16 protein-coding genes and 1 other annotated feature are annotated in these 15,717 nt (G+C 47.5%); of the genes, 6 read left to right on the plus strand and 10 right to left on the minus strand.

The window, feature by feature from the left end:
* Positions 1–251 precede the first annotated feature (251 nt).
* Positions 252–680, minus strand: coding sequence for a cell wall hydrolase (locus C5I45_RS18175; protein ID WP_003156683.1), 429 nt, complete (start codon positions 678–680; stop codon positions 252–254).
* Positions 681–833: 153 nt separating this feature from the next.
* On the opposite strand from C5I45_RS18175, the gene C5I45_RS18185 reads away from it, so the two are divergent.
* Positions 834–1,217 carry a DUF2512 family protein gene (locus C5I45_RS18185; RefSeq protein WP_003156684.1) on the plus strand — a complete coding sequence of 128 codons (384 nt, stop codon included), beginning with the start codon at positions 834–836 and terminating at the stop codon, positions 1,215–1,217.
* 144 nt (positions 1,218–1,361) lie between these two features.
* Here C5I45_RS18185 and C5I45_RS18190 read toward each other — a convergent pair whose 3' ends face one another.
* From C5I45_RS18190 to C5I45_RS18205, 4 genes are all read right to left on the minus strand, one after another.
* Entirely contained in the window at positions 1,362–1,700 is a 339-nt protein-coding gene (locus C5I45_RS18190; RefSeq protein ID WP_107994557.1) for a thioredoxin family protein, read from the minus strand.
* A 179-nt stretch (positions 1,701–1,879) separates the two neighbouring features.
* The gene (locus tag C5I45_RS18195) at positions 1,880–2,269 is read right to left on the minus strand and encodes a DoxX family protein (RefSeq protein WP_003156689.1); all 390 of its coding nucleotides are present in this window, start codon (positions 2,267–2,269) and stop codon (positions 1,880–1,882) included.
* A gap of 102 nt (positions 2,270–2,371) precedes the next feature.
* Positions 2,372–3,310, minus strand: coding sequence for a ring-cleaving dioxygenase (locus C5I45_RS18200; protein WP_044053421.1), 939 nt, complete (start codon positions 3,308–3,310; stop codon positions 2,372–2,374).
* A gap of 24 nt (positions 3,311–3,334) precedes the next feature.
* Positions 3,335–3,955: a nitroreductase family protein gene (locus tag C5I45_RS18205; RefSeq protein WP_003156691.1), complete on the minus strand. Its 621-nt coding sequence runs from the start codon at positions 3,953–3,955 to the stop codon at positions 3,335–3,337.
* A 397-nt stretch (positions 3,956–4,352) separates the two neighbouring features.
* Between C5I45_RS18205 and C5I45_RS18210 the strand changes: the two genes are divergently transcribed.
* Positions 4,353–5,246, plus strand: a complete 894-nt coding sequence (locus C5I45_RS18210) for a cation diffusion facilitator family transporter (protein WP_003156692.1) — start codon at positions 4,353–4,355, stop codon at positions 5,244–5,246.
* An 80-nt stretch (positions 5,247–5,326) separates the two neighbouring features.
* Here the strand turns inward: C5I45_RS18210 and C5I45_RS18215 are convergent, their stop codons facing one another.
* From C5I45_RS18215 to C5I45_RS18230, 4 genes are all read right to left on the minus strand, one after another.
* Positions 5,327–5,491, minus strand: a complete 165-nt coding sequence (locus C5I45_RS18215; RefSeq protein ID WP_015388747.1) for a tryptophan RNA-binding attenuator protein inhibitory protein — start codon at positions 5,489–5,491, stop codon at positions 5,327–5,329.
* 88 nt (positions 5,492–5,579) lie between these two features.
* Positions 5,580–5,829 (minus strand) — a binding site (T-box leader).
* A 48-nt stretch (positions 5,830–5,877) separates the two neighbouring features.
* Positions 5,878–6,801, minus strand: coding sequence for a macrolide 2'-phosphotransferase (locus C5I45_RS18220; protein ID WP_024084850.1), 924 nt, complete (start codon positions 6,799–6,801; stop codon positions 5,878–5,880).
* 296 nt (positions 6,802–7,097) lie between these two features.
* On the minus strand, positions 7,098–8,045 hold the full coding sequence (locus C5I45_RS18225; RefSeq protein WP_046559312.1) for a glutamine utilization two-component system response regulator GlnL: 948 nt from the start codon (positions 8,043–8,045) through the stop codon (positions 7,098–7,100).
* Between the two features lies 1 nt (position 8,046).
* Positions 8,047–9,339, minus strand: coding sequence for a two-component system sensor histidine kinase GlnK (locus C5I45_RS18230; protein ID WP_046559311.1), 1,293 nt, complete (start codon positions 9,337–9,339; stop codon positions 8,047–8,049).
* Between the two features lie 243 nt (positions 9,340–9,582).
* Here C5I45_RS18230 and C5I45_RS18235 point away from each other — a divergent pair, with 243 nt between their 5' ends.
* The 4 genes from C5I45_RS18235 to C5I45_RS18250 all read left to right on the plus strand — a co-directional run bounded on the left by C5I45_RS18235 (position 9,583) and on the right by C5I45_RS18250 (position 14,607).
* Complete coding sequence (locus C5I45_RS18235; protein ID WP_003156697.1) at positions 9,583–10,566, plus strand: glutaminase; 984 nt, start codon at positions 9,583–9,585, stop codon at positions 10,564–10,566.
* Positions 10,567–10,590: 24 nt separating this feature from the next.
* Positions 10,591–12,027, plus strand: coding sequence for an alanine/glycine:cation symporter family protein (locus tag C5I45_RS18240; RefSeq protein ID WP_014304265.1), 1,437 nt, complete (start codon positions 10,591–10,593; stop codon positions 12,025–12,027).
* 115 nt (positions 12,028–12,142) lie between these two features.
* On the plus strand, positions 12,143–13,090 hold the full coding sequence (gene mmuM, locus C5I45_RS18245; RefSeq protein WP_107994558.1) for a homocysteine S-methyltransferase: 948 nt from the start codon (positions 12,143–12,145) through the stop codon (positions 13,088–13,090).
* Positions 13,091–13,203: 113 nt separating this feature from the next.
* The gene (locus C5I45_RS18250) at positions 13,204–14,607 is read left to right on the plus strand and encodes an amino acid permease (RefSeq protein WP_024084846.1); all 1,404 of its coding nucleotides are present in this window, start codon (positions 13,204–13,206) and stop codon (positions 14,605–14,607) included.
* A 39-nt stretch (positions 14,608–14,646) separates the two neighbouring features.
* Here C5I45_RS18250 and C5I45_RS18255 read toward each other — a convergent pair whose 3' ends face one another.
* Positions 14,647–15,714: a branched-chain amino acid aminotransferase gene (locus C5I45_RS18255; protein ID WP_107994559.1), complete on the minus strand. Its 1,068-nt coding sequence runs from the start codon at positions 15,712–15,714 to the stop codon at positions 14,647–14,649.
* Between the last annotated feature and the right edge of the window lie 3 nt (positions 15,715–15,717).

The raw sequence follows: 15,717 nt of genomic DNA on the forward strand, positions 1-15,717 counted from the left end.
TTCGTCTCATTGATCGCCCTTATTATAAAAAAGAAATGTTAAACCGCTATGAAGAAGTGTGAAGGGTTTGTAAGGCTGAAAAATGAACGGCGGGAGACATTTTTCACATTGTTTCGACAAACCTTGCCCCGCCGGAAGAAAACCCCCTCTGTTTCTTTTTGGCTTGTCATCCGTCAAGCGCACTTTTTTCCTATTTTTCTTCATAAAACATTAAAAAAACACCGTTCATTTTAAGAACGGTGCCCCCGGGATTAAAATGTATTGTACACGTTTTCGCACGTCTCACCTGTCGGCTGATAGAAGCAGTGGGATCTGAATCTGGCGACAAACGGCTGGCCATACCAAGTCTGCGGGCAGTTGCCCGGCGGCTTAAAGTACCACAGACTGAACTTAGCCGGCCAAAACCGTTCTCCGTTAATGTTCCTGCGGGCAAGCCTCCGCTCGGATTCACGCGGTCTCTGGTAAAAGTATCCGTGAGTCACCGCTTCAAACGCGTGCGGCTGAAACACCATCTGCCTGATGGTGCGCAGGCCTTTAAAATCAGAACAATTCGCCCGCACCCGATTGATTCCCACATTGCCGACCAAAAGCATTCCCTGCTTCCCTTCGCCTTCCGCTTCCGCCCTGAGCAGCCTTGCCATTAGATCGACATCGGCGCTCGACGCTTTTACGACTGCCATCATGACACCTCCCGTATTTTCTCCTTTCATCATATTCAGCAGCGGCCCAGTGATGACAGCCAAAAGCCAGAAAACAAATGTTCACGAAAAAAGGGTTTATATTTCACGTTATGAGGAAACATACTAACATGATTTCCATAAGGAGGAATTCGAATGGAACACATTAAAGCGCTTGCCATTAAAGGCATTATGACCATCATTATTCTGTATCTGATACTCGGCTTAGGTTTTCGCTTTACATTCGGTGACGTGCTGCTGATGACCATTGTGCTGGGAGCCGTTTCCTACTTTACGGGCGACCTGTACGTGCTTCCGAGATGGAATAATATCACGGCGGCGTCCGCTGATTTCGGAATCGCGTTTCTTGTTGTCTGGCTGATGGGAATGCCGCTGTCCATGGGCATTTCCGGAGGAAGACTGGCGTTTGCCGCTCTCATTTCCGCCGTCATCATCGCCGTCGGAGAATATTTTTTCCATATCTATCTGATGAGAAAAGACTTGGGAGGGTCCCGTTTTTTAGAACCCCGGTCCGAATAATGTAAAAAAGGCCGGATAACGGCCTTCAGCTTGTAGAGAAAATGATGTTTTTTCTGCAAGCTTTTTTGTTTTTTGCTGTTTCTTTACATATTCATCTATTTCAGGTGCAGAAAAAGCACTCCCGCATTGTAAAGTATAAACGCTTTATACATCTTGATATAACTGATAAACCCTTTTCAGCCTTTTTTCGAGCTGTTCAAAATGAACAAAGCGGGCTTCTCTCAGAAACTCAGTCCCATCAATGAACAAAAGAAGCACGGGCACAGTGAAGACTGAAAATCTGCCGGCTACCTCTTCTACCTCGTCAGCGTTGGTATGCCCCAATTTGATATTCGGAAACTGATCCAAAACTTTTCTGAGCTGCGGCAGAATAGCGTGACATACTGTACAGGCAGGTCTTGAAATGTAGATAAAACTGAATTGATGCTGCTTAATAAAATTCTCGATAGAATCTAATGAATGTAAGTCTGTCAGCTCTTTCATCAAAACCCTCCTTCAAATCGGCTCGTCTTTCATGACCAAGCTCATCAATACTCGTACATTCACTATACACATTTATATGGATCATATCCGCTTTTTTGCGATTCAGAGCACCTTAACGTCGTGCTTGAAAAATAAAAGAACAGTTACCGCTTTTCAGTAACTGTTCTTAGATACTTATATTAAAAATGCAAAGCGTAAGCTCCTGAACCGATGAGTGCAACTCCGATGGAGACTGCAATCAGCACCACGTTATATTCAAAACCGCCGGCACCGTTCGCAAACCCTTTCGCTCCATGAACTTTTACAATGGCACCTAACATAATGATCGTTATGATAGCAGCTCCAAGCGGGAGGAATACACCTAAAATAAATAAAATTCCGCTTGCGAGTTCCCCGAGACCTGATAAAGCGGCCGCGGCATTGCCTGGTTTAACTCCAATTGACTCGAACCATTGTCCGGTTCCTTTAATTCCGTATCCGCCAAACCAGCCGAATAATTTTTGTGATCCATAAAACAGAAACACCACACCAATCATGATTCGAATAAGTAATAGTCCTGCATCTTCCATTTTTATCTCTCCTCATCTTTGATTTCATCTGATTCTTTGCTGGACGGTACCATCCAGCAATCATCAATTGACTATATGTTTCTTTATTTTTTATGTGTCAAATCAATCTAATTCTCTTACTTCAAACGGCAGCAGCCCTTGTTCAATTTGTGCCCGGTGCGGTTCATACTGCTCAGGGAGCATCAATTTTCCGCCCATTGTTTCTTGTGACTCATCATGGGCAAAGCCCGGCGGATCAGTTGCGATCTCAAATAAGATTTCCCCATGTTCTCTGAAGTAAACCGCATTAAAATAGTTTCTATCCTGAACAGGAGTCACACCATATCCGTGCGCAGCAATGAATCTTTGCCAATCTAATTGATCTTCGTCATCCTGAGCCCGCCAAGCGATGTGATGCACTGTGCCGACACCCATTTGTCCGCGGCCGATCGGCGTTAATTTAAGATCAATCACATTCCCGATATCACCGGCAGAACGATAACGAACGAAGTCTCCTTCCTTGCCGACTCGCTCAAGCCCCATGATGTTTTCCAGCAGTTCACCTGTTTTTTCAGGCTGTGCTGATAACAGGGTTGCACCGCCAAAGCCTTTAATGGCAACATCCGGGGTTACATCTCCGAAAGTCCACGTATTGGCCTCCCCTGCTTCTCTTTCCACGATTTCTAAATGCAGGCCATGCGGGTCATCAAATTCTATATATTGTTCCCCAAAACGCTCGATTTTTGTGTATGGCACGTTGAACTTTTCAAGTCTCTTTTCCCAAAATGCCATAGCACCTCTCGGCACGACGTAAGATGTCACGCCAACCTGTCCGTCTCCAATGATGCCTTGACGGGCGTCCGCCCACGGAAAGAATGTGATGATTGTTCCCGGCTTCCCGCCTTCATCCCCGAAATAAAGGTGATACGTACCCGGATCATCAAAATTGACCGTTTGCTTGACCAATCGCAGCCCCAGCACTCCAGCGTAGAAATCAGCATTCTCTTGAGGGTGGCCGACAATTGCTGTAATATGATGGATTCCCATCGTTTTTTTAGCCATTTTTATGCGCTCCTTTATAAATATTTAAATATACTCCACAAACTCATTCACAGGCTTTCGGTAGCCGCGCGGCCTTCTGCTTTCTATTTTTTCTTTCCCGATTGTAATCATCATGACGACCTCAAATTGATCATCTATATTCAAAATCTGTTTCACGGCTTCAGGATCAAACCCTATCATCGGACAGGTGTCCCAGCCTTTTTCCTTAGCACTCAGCATAAACATCATCGCAGAAAGTGAAGCATTTCTTATCGCCTCATCTCTCTTAAACAGTTCTCCCCTGTTTTCATAAAACGAAACGGTGTTTTGAACCATGTGATCATACTCTTGTTTATTTAATACCCCCAGCACCTTCAATCCTTCATAGATGTCAGCCGCTTGCTGATATGCCTGCTTATCCCCTAAAACCAAAAGAACCGCTGATGAGCTGAACACTTTATATTGTCCGTTTGCGGCCTGCTTCAGCTTTTCTTTTACCTCCGGGTCAAGAACCGTCACATATTTTGTATGCTGCAAATTAAAAGCTGATGGAGCCAACGCAACCAATTCAAACATTTCGTTGAGCTCATCTCTTGTGATTGGATGTTCTGGAAGAAAGTTGCTTGCAGATCTTCTTTCATTCACCAGCTGTACAAATTCAGCCATTTCTCTCGCACTCCCCTTTATCTCGAATTCGAGATATTATGGTATAAAAAATCAAATAATGTATGATCAAAAAACAAAACGATCGGCAGGTTCTTATCCTGCACTCTAATTAAATTGTCTCGAATTAAAATATCTTGAATTCAAGATAATAATAAAAGATAAATACTCAAATGTCAACAGTTCATTTTTAAATTCAGCGCAATTTTGTTTATGTACTATTTAGCCCTGCTCCAACTTTTTTTCTGTCACCTTATTTATTAGTAAACAGGAAACAACCTTGCTATAGACCCACTCGAAACTGAATTGATATGATAAGCAAAGTGATTACACAAGAAAGGATACGGAGAGCGAATCAAGAGCGCTCCTATTTTTTTGTGCAGTTTTATAGGAGGAAAAAATGACAAGTGAAAGAGAACAAATAAGCAAAAAAGTTGCTTTGATTGCATTGATAGCCAATCTGATCTTAATGGCAGGAAAGATCTTTTTTGGACTGATAGGCGATAGTGAAGCAGTTTTTGCCGACGGTATACATTCTGCAGCGGATGTCGTGGCTTCAATTGCTGTCCTGGCCGTCATCGGCATTTCTAATAAGCCGCCCGATCAAGACCATCCTTTCGGGCATGGCAAAGCTGAGGTCATCAGCGAAGCGATTGTAGGAATCATATTAGTGCTCGTTTCCGTGTATATTCTGATAGAAGCGATTTCGTCCTTTGTTGAAGGTCCAAGCATCCCGCAATACAGCGCATTGTTTGCGGCTCTGATATCCTACGTGGCTAAGCAGATCTTATATCGTTATTCGATCAAACAAGGGGAAAAATGGAACAGTAAAGCGATTATAGCGATTGCATACGATCATAAAGGCGATATCGTTGCCTCTCTTGCCGCTTTTATCGGCGTCCTATTGGCGATTATCGGGAACACACGCGGATGGTCCTATCTGTTGTACGCCGATGCAATTGCCAGTGTCATCGTGGCGTACCTCATTTTTAAGATTTCAATGGAATTAATCAGGCCGTCTGTTGACGTTCTCATGGAAAAAAGTGTTGATCCCCAACTGATAGAGGAATATAAAGCGGTTATTTTGGATTGCCCTCAAGTCAAACGGCTCGATAAAATCCGAGCGAGAGAACACGGCCACTATAAATTGCTTGATGTCCGGTTATCTTTGGATCATGATTTGACGATTAAGCAGGGACACGATATAGCCCGGGAAATCCGAAATGAAATCAAAAGACACTTTTCAGATGTTGAAGAAGTGCTCATCCATGTGAATCCTTATTTTGAAGAATGAAAAAGCAGCTTGTAGAGAAAACGATGTTTTTTCTACAAGCTTTTTTGTTTTGTACTGTTTCTTTACATATTCGTTTGATTTCACTGATCCATATGCTTTCTGATAAAATGCAGCAGCGTGTTTCCTTGAGCGGTCAATATGACGCCCTTCGCGCCGCACTTCGGACAGGGCGTCCCTTCTTTCTCCTCGCCGGTTCCTTCACAATGCGGACATGTGAGCTCAAGATCGTCGGTTGCGATCACCATGAATATCCCTCCTTTTTTGATTGTCTGTCCGTCTCCAGTCACTTTCCATGGCCATCACCTCCTTAACAACGCAAAAAAGCCCCTTCCATCAAAGGACGAGGTTTTCGCGGTGCCACCTTTATTAACGGCTGTAAAGCCTTCTCTCAAAAAGTACAGAAACTCAGGGTTTCAATACTCCTATCTTGATAACGGGGAAAGAATCCCGGCACCGCCTACTGTTATTTCAGCGCAGCAATTCAGAAGCCCATTCGGCACCGGACGGGGATCGGTTCACAGCGGCCACCGACTCTCTGAACCCCGCGCGCTGATGCGTACTTACTCTTCCTCAGCATTGTTCATCCGTTCTATGATTTTAAAATGTATCATACGCTGTCATCCGGCGGAAGTCAATAACCTTTCGGATCGGACAGTCCGAGCATGTCCCGCGCCATTTGCATATGCTCCTCTTGCCCCGTCTGAAGCGCGAACTTCGCCGTTTCCACAGGGTAAGCGGCCTGCCATTCTGACACATGCTCCTGCATTTTCGGCCAGACGCGCCCGCCCTCAGCTTCGTAGCTCTTCATCAGCCGTTTTGTTTCTTTTTCTCCTAATATCACTTGATAAAGGACAAAATCCTTGGCCGGATCGGCAACCTTTGCCTCCGTCCAATCGAGGAGACCCGTCACACGCTGATTTTCGCCGATCAAAATATGCGGAGGATGCAAGTCGCCATGGATCAGCGCAGAAAAATCAGGCCAGTACGAGCTGTCATTTATCCACGTTTGCCATCTTTTCCAAAGCTGTTCTGAAACCCCGATTTCTTTTTTTATATGATCCATTGATTCCGCCGCCCTTTGCCTGACGTCATCCGGTTTTATGATTTCAATTCCGGATCTGGAGGCCGCATCCGGGTCTGCCCCGTGCAGCCCGGCTAATGCTGCGGCAAGCGAGCCGACAAAACCGTCTGAAGGCGGCTCGTGTTCCATATTCCAGACATACTGTTTCTTATCCAGATCAATTGCGGCAGCCGGTATTCCGTCCAGTTTCGGATAAGCGATCAGTTCCGGTGTATGAATCCGCCAATCGGGGACTGATACCGCGGCATGGCTGCGGAGAAACGCGAGAACATCGCTTTCTGCAGCCGCTCTTTCGATAACATCAGGACGGCGCGGCTTTCGGAGCACCCATGTCACGCCGCTGTCATCTTCAGCAAATACGACTTGGAAGTCCATACCCGTTTCATTTATGTCCGCCCCTTCATATTTTAACCGTAAGCCATTTTCCTTTGCGATGTTCAAAACGGATTCTATTTCCCTTTGTTTTTTTGTCATCTTGTTTCCCCATTTCCCTTATTGACTGACACAGAGCTTCTCCTTTAGGCGGAGGAGAAAGAGATGTGTGAAGACGCCAAAAAGAGGGCGGCATAATCGCCGCCCCCTCACTATTACTGTCAGGTTCCTTATTCAGGCAGACAATCCCGGTTTCCTCCGCGCTCAAGGCAGAGACTTTGACACTATTTCATTAGTGCGAAAACCGGAATTTGATCAGCCATCAGGATCCCTCCGTTCCTTCTTAGTTAACATTATTTTACACAAAAACCTTATATACGTAAACTCTATTTATCAGCTTACCGGCTGCCTCCGCTGACAAATTTTGATCCTTCGCGTAAATCTTTCGCCTCCAAAAAAAAGACGTGAATGAATTTTTTCATATTCACTTTAACCGGAGAAAGCGGCACGGTTTCCTTAGCCTGCATTTCTTTCATTCTCTTGCTGACAGCGGGGAAATCAAAGAATTTCGAGGCGTAATATTCAAATTTGGGGTTTGAAAAATCAGTTGTGCCCAATGAGGCGAAATGGTTTAACGAATGAATGACGGCCCTTCTGATCCGCTGTTCCGAGGCTTTGATTTCTCTGTTAACCTCGGTTTGTGCCGCCGCAGGTCCCAGCTTCCGAATGGCGGCGTTTGTAAACATCTGCTTTAAAGACGGGATGTTTCTTTCCGCCTGATCATCCTCAAATAAATAGTGAAGGACGGCCATGAGGTCATGCGCCCCGCTTTCTCCCACGATGCCTAATTCCGACAAAAGAAATTTTCCTGTTTCTTTGATTGATTTCTCGTGCATCCCCCCCGGCCCGCTTTTTTTCGGTTCATTCCGCTGAATAAGACGGCTTAACGAATGTTGGATGTCGCCGATCGAGGTTTCCAGTTCAATCCGCTCTTTTACTTTTCGCAAAACGGTGACGATCTCGATTTTGTTGATCGGTTTATGGATAAAGTATTCGATGCCGAGAGAATAAGCTTCTCCCACCATTTCCTTTGCCTCCACCTGCGATATCATCACTGCTTTTCCGTTGTACGCCCCCTGAAGATGCCGGATCGTCTCAATCCCGTCCCGGCCCGGCATCAGCAGATCAATTAATAAAATATCGACTTGTTTAAAATGGAGATAATGCCCTTCAATCTGGCTTCCGTCCTCTGCCTCACCGACGACTTCTCCTAAGTCCTCGTCCTCGATCATCTGTTTTAAAATGGAACGGATCGCCCGGTCATCATCAGCTATAAAAAAACGCATATTATGAGTTCATCCTTTCTGCAATCAAATGCTTCACCGGCAGCTTAATCGTAAATATGACGCCTTTTGGCTTGTTATGAAAGGAAATGTCTCCGTCAAGTTCGGTTACGATTTCCTTCACGTATGAAAGCCCGATGCCCGTTGAAGGTGTGCCGAATTCATCGTATTTGGACGTAAATCCGGGATCATAGATTACCTCTCCGATTTTTCCCGGAATGCCGGGACCGTCATCTTCCGCCTCAAATTCGGCCATCCCCCCCTCCGCCCTGCGCAGCGCGAGGCGGATCTCACCCCTGTCACCCATGGCTTCGACGGCATTGGCGGTCAGGTTATTTAAGATCGACAGGACGGTAAAGACGTGATAATCGGGGTGTTCTCCTTCAATCACGCTTTTGAATTGAATGTCTTTGCCTAAAGATTCGGCGTATTTTTCATTGATGCGGATAACGAGGCCGACCAGATCGGCGGCCTTCATGTAATCCCGGAATCTCTCATTTGAAATCAGCTTCGACAGGCCGGCGAATATTCGCTGATTGTCTTTTTTCACTTCATGAATTTCTCCCGCAAGGCGCAGCATTCGGCTCCCGAGCTCCCGGTCGTTCCCGCTCATTTCCCGATACAGCTGATAGGATTCTTTCGTCACATGCTCCGTCGTTTTTAACGTTTTTTTCAGATGAATCGTTTCTTCATATAAGTTAGACACAATCATCAGCATGTGCTCATGCTGCTTTCTCGTTTGTTTTTCCCTGACCTGAGATTCGTGCAGCTTCATCACGTTGAAAAAACTCAGCACAATAAATGTGTGAGAAACAGCGATAACCGCGATATCCGCCAGCTTGTCCGGCATCATAATCTGCTTGCCGCCGGAAAACTGAACCGTCATTTCAACGGCATCGGACGCCATTTCAATGAGAAAACCGAGAAACCCGATCATGAGCGGCCGATCCCAAAAAAGCCTGACCTTCAGCACATAAAACAAACAGGCATATGTAAAGTAAAAAAAGAAACTGGGATATTGGCTGAAAAAAGCCGCCGTAAATCCGGCATGCTCTCCTCCCCAGCACGCCAGGCCGATCCGGAATGCCACAACGGCTGCACCTGTCAACAGCCCTGACAATACCGCCGGCACATGCCGAAGCAGCAGAAGAAAAAAGAAAAAAGCCGGGGCGCCGAAGCTGATCCGATATACCTCATTCAGGGGGTAAAATTTCAGTTCCCCCGCCAGCGGCACGGTGATCAGCATAAGAGCGAAAAGATAGCCGTCTTTTTTCAGTAAATAGTCGAGCCTGATCATAATCACTTCCTTCTTCTGTCTATTTTGAACAAGACCGATACAGTCCGCAAATTTCTTTAGACCCGAATGGCGGGACACTCCGGCTGATTTATAAATCTATCGGCTTATTTTAAGAATGATTTTGTCGTATTTTGTATGATTCTGTAGATGTCATTATACATTAACATGGAACACGCTATTTTTGAAAACGTTTTCCGAGACCGGTTTCCGCTTCGGACAGGCTTGCAATAGAGGAGGAATGTTATGAAAGATATGGTCAGAGAGCGCCTTGAAAAAGAGGAACTGGCTTCACTTTTACAAGATTGGGTCGAGCATTACCGACCGTTTTCCGTCAATGGAAAAAGCGCAAATTATATACCCGCCCTCGGAGAAATCAACGACTCTCAGCTGGGCATTTGCATATTAGAGCCGGATGGCTCAATGATTCATGCCGGTGAATGGAATGTGCCGTTCACATTGCAGAGCATCTCAAAAGTCATCAGCTTTATTGCCGCCTGCATGTCCAGAGGCATTCCTTATGTGCTCGATCGTGTGGACGTGGAGCCGACGGGTGATGCGTTTAATTCTATCATCCGGCTTGAAATCCATAAACCCGGGAAGCCCTTCAATCCGATGATCAATGCCGGCGCCATTACCGTCGCCTCGCTGCTTCCGGGTGAAACGGCGCATAATAAATTAGAATATCTCTTTTCCGTTTTTGAAAAATTAATAGGAAAACGGCCTCACATTCACGAGGAGGTCTTCCGTTCTGAATGGCAGACCGCGCATCGGAACAGAGCGCTCGCCTACTATTTAAAAGAAACGAACTTTCTCGAGGCGGATGTGGAAGAAACGCTTGAAGTGTATTTAAAGCAGTGCGCCATGGAGGGTACAACCGAGGACATCGCTTTAATCGGATTGATACTTGCCCATGACGGCTACCATCCGATCCGACGGGAACAGGTCATTCCGAAAGATGTCGCGAAACTCGCCAAAGCCCTGATGCTGACGTGCGGGATGTACAATGCGTCAGGCAAATATGCGGCTTTCGTCGGCGTCCCGGCCAAAAGCGGGGTATCCGGCGGCATCATGGCATTGGTTCCCCCAAGCGCCAGAAGAGAGCAGCCTTTTCATAACGGCTGCGGCATCGGCATTTACGGTCCGGCCATTGATGAATACGGCAACAGCCTGACCGGCGGCATGCTGCTGAAACATATCGCACAGGAGTGGGAGCTCAGTATTTTTTAATCAAATGAACCAAGAGGTGATTGGATGCAGGAATTCCTTGAAAATGTAATCGGCTCGGCAAATGATTTTTTATGGTCAAAACTGTTAATCGTACTGCTTCTTTCTCTGGGACTGTTTTTTACGTTCAGATCAAAGGGTCTGCAAGTCCGCATGCTGAAGGAAATGATCCGGGTTTTGAAGGAAGGCGCGGCCGCCCGGACAAAAAACAGCATTTCCCCGTTTCAGGCATTTTGCATCAGTATGGCGGCGCGTGTCGGAACCGGGAATATTACCGGAATCGCCATTGCGATCGCACTCGGCGGTCCGGGCGCTATTTTCTGGATGTGGATCATCGCAGTCATCGGTTCGGCTTCAAGCTTTGTTGAAAGCACGCTGGCCCAAATTTATAAAGTAAAAGATCAAAACGGATTCCGCGGGGGCCCGGCCTATTACATGGAAAAAGGCCTGAAGAAACGCTGGATGGGCGCGCTGTTCGCCGTATTAATCACACTGTCATTCGGGGTTGTTTTTAATTCCGTTCAATCCAATACGATCAGCGTCGCCTTTCAAAACGCGTTCGGCACCAGCCGGCTTACATTGGGCATTATTTTAATCTTGGTTTTCGGCGGCGTAATCTTCGGCGGCGTCAAACGAATTGCGAAAATGGCGGAATACATCGTAGTCGTCTTGGCCGTTTTATATATCGGTGTCGCTTTCTTTGTCATTCTGACGAATATCACCCAATTGCCCGGCGTTCTGTCGCTAATCGTAAAAAATGCGTTCGGCATTGATCAGGCAGCGGGCGGCGCTTTAGGTGCGGCCTTGATGCAAGGTGTAAGACGCGGGATTTTCTCAAATGAAGCGGGTATGGGAAGCGCTCCGAACGCGGCGGCGACAGCTACGACGAGCCACCCGGTGAAACAGGGGCTCATTCAGGCATTCGGCGTCCTGACGGATACGCTCGTCATTTGTACAAGCACGGCACTTATCATTTTATTTTCAGACGCTTATCACCAGCCGGGACTGAGCGGCATCGCGCTTTCTCAGGCCGCCTTGAGCGATCATGTCGGCGCGTGGGCGTCAGGTTTCCTTGCCGTCTTAATGCTTTTGTTCGGCTTCAGCGCTCTGATGGGCAACTATTATTACGGAGAAACCAATATCGGATTTTTAAGCCAGAACAAAAAGTGGCTGTTCATTTACCGCATCTGCGTGCTCGGAATGGTACTGTTCGGCTGTATTTCCAAAGTCCAGCTTGTGTGGGATATGGCTGACTTGTTCATGGGTTTAATGGTGGTCGTGAACTTAATCGCGATTTTCCTTCTGTCGAAAAAAGCGTTTGCCGCTTTGAGCGATTATGCCCGGCAAAAGAAAGCCGGAAAGGACCCCGTCTTTTACAGAGATGTGCTCCCTGATGATGACGGGATCGAATGCTGGGAGTATTCAGATATCGCGAAAAGCGCGAAAGGCAAAAACATTTCCTAAACAAAAGGTGTTCGGGCAGCGTCCTGAACACCTTTTTTCCGCCGGTTCATTGACAAAGAGAATAGCGTCCATTACCCTTTTTATATATTTTCAGTAAAGTCAGAAAGGAAGGCCTATGAATCCCATTACACAAATATTAAATGAATACCCGGTTATGATCATAGACGGCGCGATGGCAACCGAGCTTGAGCGGATGGGCTGTGATTTACATGACGATCTGTGGTCGGCCAAAATTCTTTTGGAGAGACCCGAACTGATCAAACAGGTGCATGCAGAATATTTTGCCGCCGGCGCTGATTGCGCGATCACCGCCAGTTATCAATCAACAATTGAAGGATTTGCAGCGCGCGGCATCCCGGAAACCGATGCGATACGTCTCATTCAGACATCTGTTGAACTTGCCGCACAAGCACGCGATGAATTTTGGGCGCATGAAGAAAACCGTTTACACCGGCCCAAACCTTTGGTCGCCGCTTCTATCGGACCTTACGGCGCGAGCCTCGCTGACGGCTCTGAATATCGCGGGCATTACGGACTGACGGAAGATGAGCTGATCAGCTTTCACCGCCCCCGGATGAAAGCCCTCATAGAATCCGGCGCCGATCTTTTGGCCTGTGAGACCATTCCGTGCCTGTCAGAAGCAAAAGCGATCACAAGGCTGCTGGAGGAATTCCCCGGCACTTACGCATGGATCAGCTTCAGCGCCAAAGACGGGCGGCATATCAGCGAAGGCACGCCTATTTCCGAATGCGCGGCCCTGCTTGACTCCTGCAGCCAAATCGCAGCGATCGGCATCAACTGCACACCGATCGAATATATTCCGCCGCTGATAGAAGAAATCAAACAGGCAGCATCCAAACCGATTATCGCCTATCCGAACTCCGGCGAACAATATGACCCGGTGACAAAAACCTGGAAAGGCGCAGCGTGCGAAAACCATTTCGGAAAAAGCGCGCAAAGCTGGTACGAAAACGGCGTGAGCCTGATCGGAGGCTGTTGCCGGACGAAACCCGCGGACATCCAAGCCATTGCCGATTGGGCCAAGACCTTAAAAACAACTTGACTAATCGGAATAGTTTGTATATTCTATTCAAAAAGCCGGTTCGCCGGAATCTCGTGCCGTTCGCCGGCATGAGATTTTTTATTAGAACGGCCCTCGCAGAAAGTTGGAAAACAATGAACAACAAGAACGAGACGAATTTTCAGAGAAGTATGAAAAGCAGACACCTCTTTATGCTATCACTCGGAGGTGTGATCGGAACGGGGCTGTTTTTAAGCTCTGGGTATACCATTCATCAGGCGGGTCCGGCGGGCACCATTTTCGCTTACCTTTTGGGCGCGGGCATCGTCTATCTTGTCATGCTTTGCCTCGGTGAACTGTCAGTGGCCATGCCGGTGACGGGCGCATTCCACACCTATGCGAAGACCTATATCGGGCCCGCGACGGGCTTTACGGTCGCATGGCTGTACTGGCTGACGTGGGCGGTGGCGCTGGGCTCTGAATTCACGGCGGCCGGGCTCTTCATGCAGCGCTGGTTCCCGCATACTTCAGTTTGGATGTGGAGTGCGGTATTCGCTCTTTTCATCTTTTTATTAAACGCCTTCTCCGTGAAATTTTTTGCTGAATCGGAGTTTTGGTTCTCAAGCATTAAAGTCTTAGCCATCTTACTGTTTATTTTATTGGGCGGAGCGGCGATGTTCGGCCTCGTCCCGATGAAAAGCGGTGAGGCCGCCCCTATGCTGTCGAACTTTACGGATGGCGGCAGCCTTTTTCCAAATGGCTTTTTCCCGATACTGATGACGATGCTTTCAGTAAACTTTGCTTTCTCAGGGACGGAATTGATCGGAATCGCCGCCGGGGAAAGCGCCGATCCGGAAAAAACCGTTCCGCGCGCCATTAAGACCACAGTATGGCGGCTGGCGCTTTTCTTTATCGGAACGATTTTTGTGCTGTCAGGGATGATCTCCATCAAGGAAGCCGGTGTGATTGAAAGCCCGTTTGTCACGGTATTTGACAGAGTCGGCGTGCCTTATGCGGCCGATCTGATGAATTTCGTCATTTTAACGGCGCTTCTGTCCGCGGCCAATTCAGGGCTGTACGCGTCATCACGTATGCTGTGGTCCCTGTCTAAAGAAGGGGAGCTTCATCCCGCCTTTGCCAGGCTGACCTCTAAAGGCATTCCTTTTAACGCTCTGATCTTCAGTATGATCGGCGGCATTCTGTCGTTGTTGTCAAGCGTATTTGCAGCGGATACAGTCTATCTTGTTCTCGTCTCCGTCTCAGGATTTGCGGTAGTGGCTGTGTGGATGAGCATCGCCGCATCGCAATTTTTGTTCAGAAGACGGTTTCTTAAAGAAGGGCACCAGCTTTCAGACTTGAAATACAGGACGCCGGGATATCCGGCCGTACCGATAGCGGCCTTTCTCCTATGCCTCGCCTCCTGTATCGGCATCGCTTTTGATCCGAACCAGGCCATCGCCCTTTATTGCGGAATTGTATTTATGGCCGTTTGCTACACCGCTTATTACTTGAAAAACCGGAAAAGCAGAGCCCGCGTGCAAGCCGTAAAATCCCAATAACCAAAAAAAGAACCCTGCGGCGCAAGGGTTCTTTTTCATTTATACTTCAACGACCCATCTGAACGAATCCCGCACCTTCCCGACTTGGATGCCGGCAATCGTTTCATAGAGCCTTTCTGACACTTCACCGATCAAACCGTTATTCAGTTCAATCGTTTCTCCGTGAATATGCAGCGCGCCGACCGGCGAGATGACGGCCGCGGTTCCCGTACCGAATACCTCCGACACCTCGCCTCTCATTGCAGCCTCATAGATGTCATCAATGGCGACCTGTTCTTCTCTGACACGGATGCCCCAGCTTTTTAACAGCTCTATCACAGATGCGCGTGTGATGCCCCCGAGAATGCTTCCGTTTAACGCCGGCGTTACGGCCTCTCCGTTTATGATGAAAAAGATATTCATACTGCCTACCTCTTCGGCATATTTCTTTTCCACTCCGTCGAGCCAAAGCACCTGATCATACCCCAGTTCTTCGGCTTTCCGCTGAGCCTGTAAGCTGGCCGCATAATTTCCGGACGTTTTGACGTCGCCCACTCCGCCGGTGACGGCGCGCACATACTCATCCTCCACATAAATACGGATCGGTTTCAGCTGATCGCCGTAATACGAACCGACCGGCGTCAAAACAACCATGAACTTGTAACGCTTTGAAGGCCGGACGCCTAAAGAAGGCTCAGTCGCAATCACAAACGGACGGATATATAAAGAGGTTCCTTTTTCTATCGGTATCCATTCTTGCTCCAGCTCCACCAATTGTATCAATGCTTCCAGCGCCAGCTTCTCGTCAAGAGGCGGCATGCTCATCCGCCGTAACGATTTATTCAGCCGTTTTATATTTTGGTCAGGACGGAACATCAACACCCGTCCGTCTTCTGACCTGTAAGCCTTAAGCCCTTCAAATACGGCCTGCCCGTAATGGAAAACCGATGCGGAAGGATCCAGATGGACCGGTTCATAAGGTGTGATTCTCGGATCATGCCACCCTCTCCCCTCTTCGTAATCCATGACAAACATGTAATCTGTGAAGTACTTGCCAAATCCCAATGAAGCGGAATCCGGTTTTTCTTTTCTAGCTATGACCTTACGTCTTTCAATCAGTTGATTCAACAA

Origin of the sequence: Bacillus sp. ZY-1-1, from assembly GCF_003047165.1 — a bacterium.
Lineage (GTDB): Bacteria > Bacillota > Bacilli > Bacillales > Bacillaceae > Bacillus > Bacillus velezensis.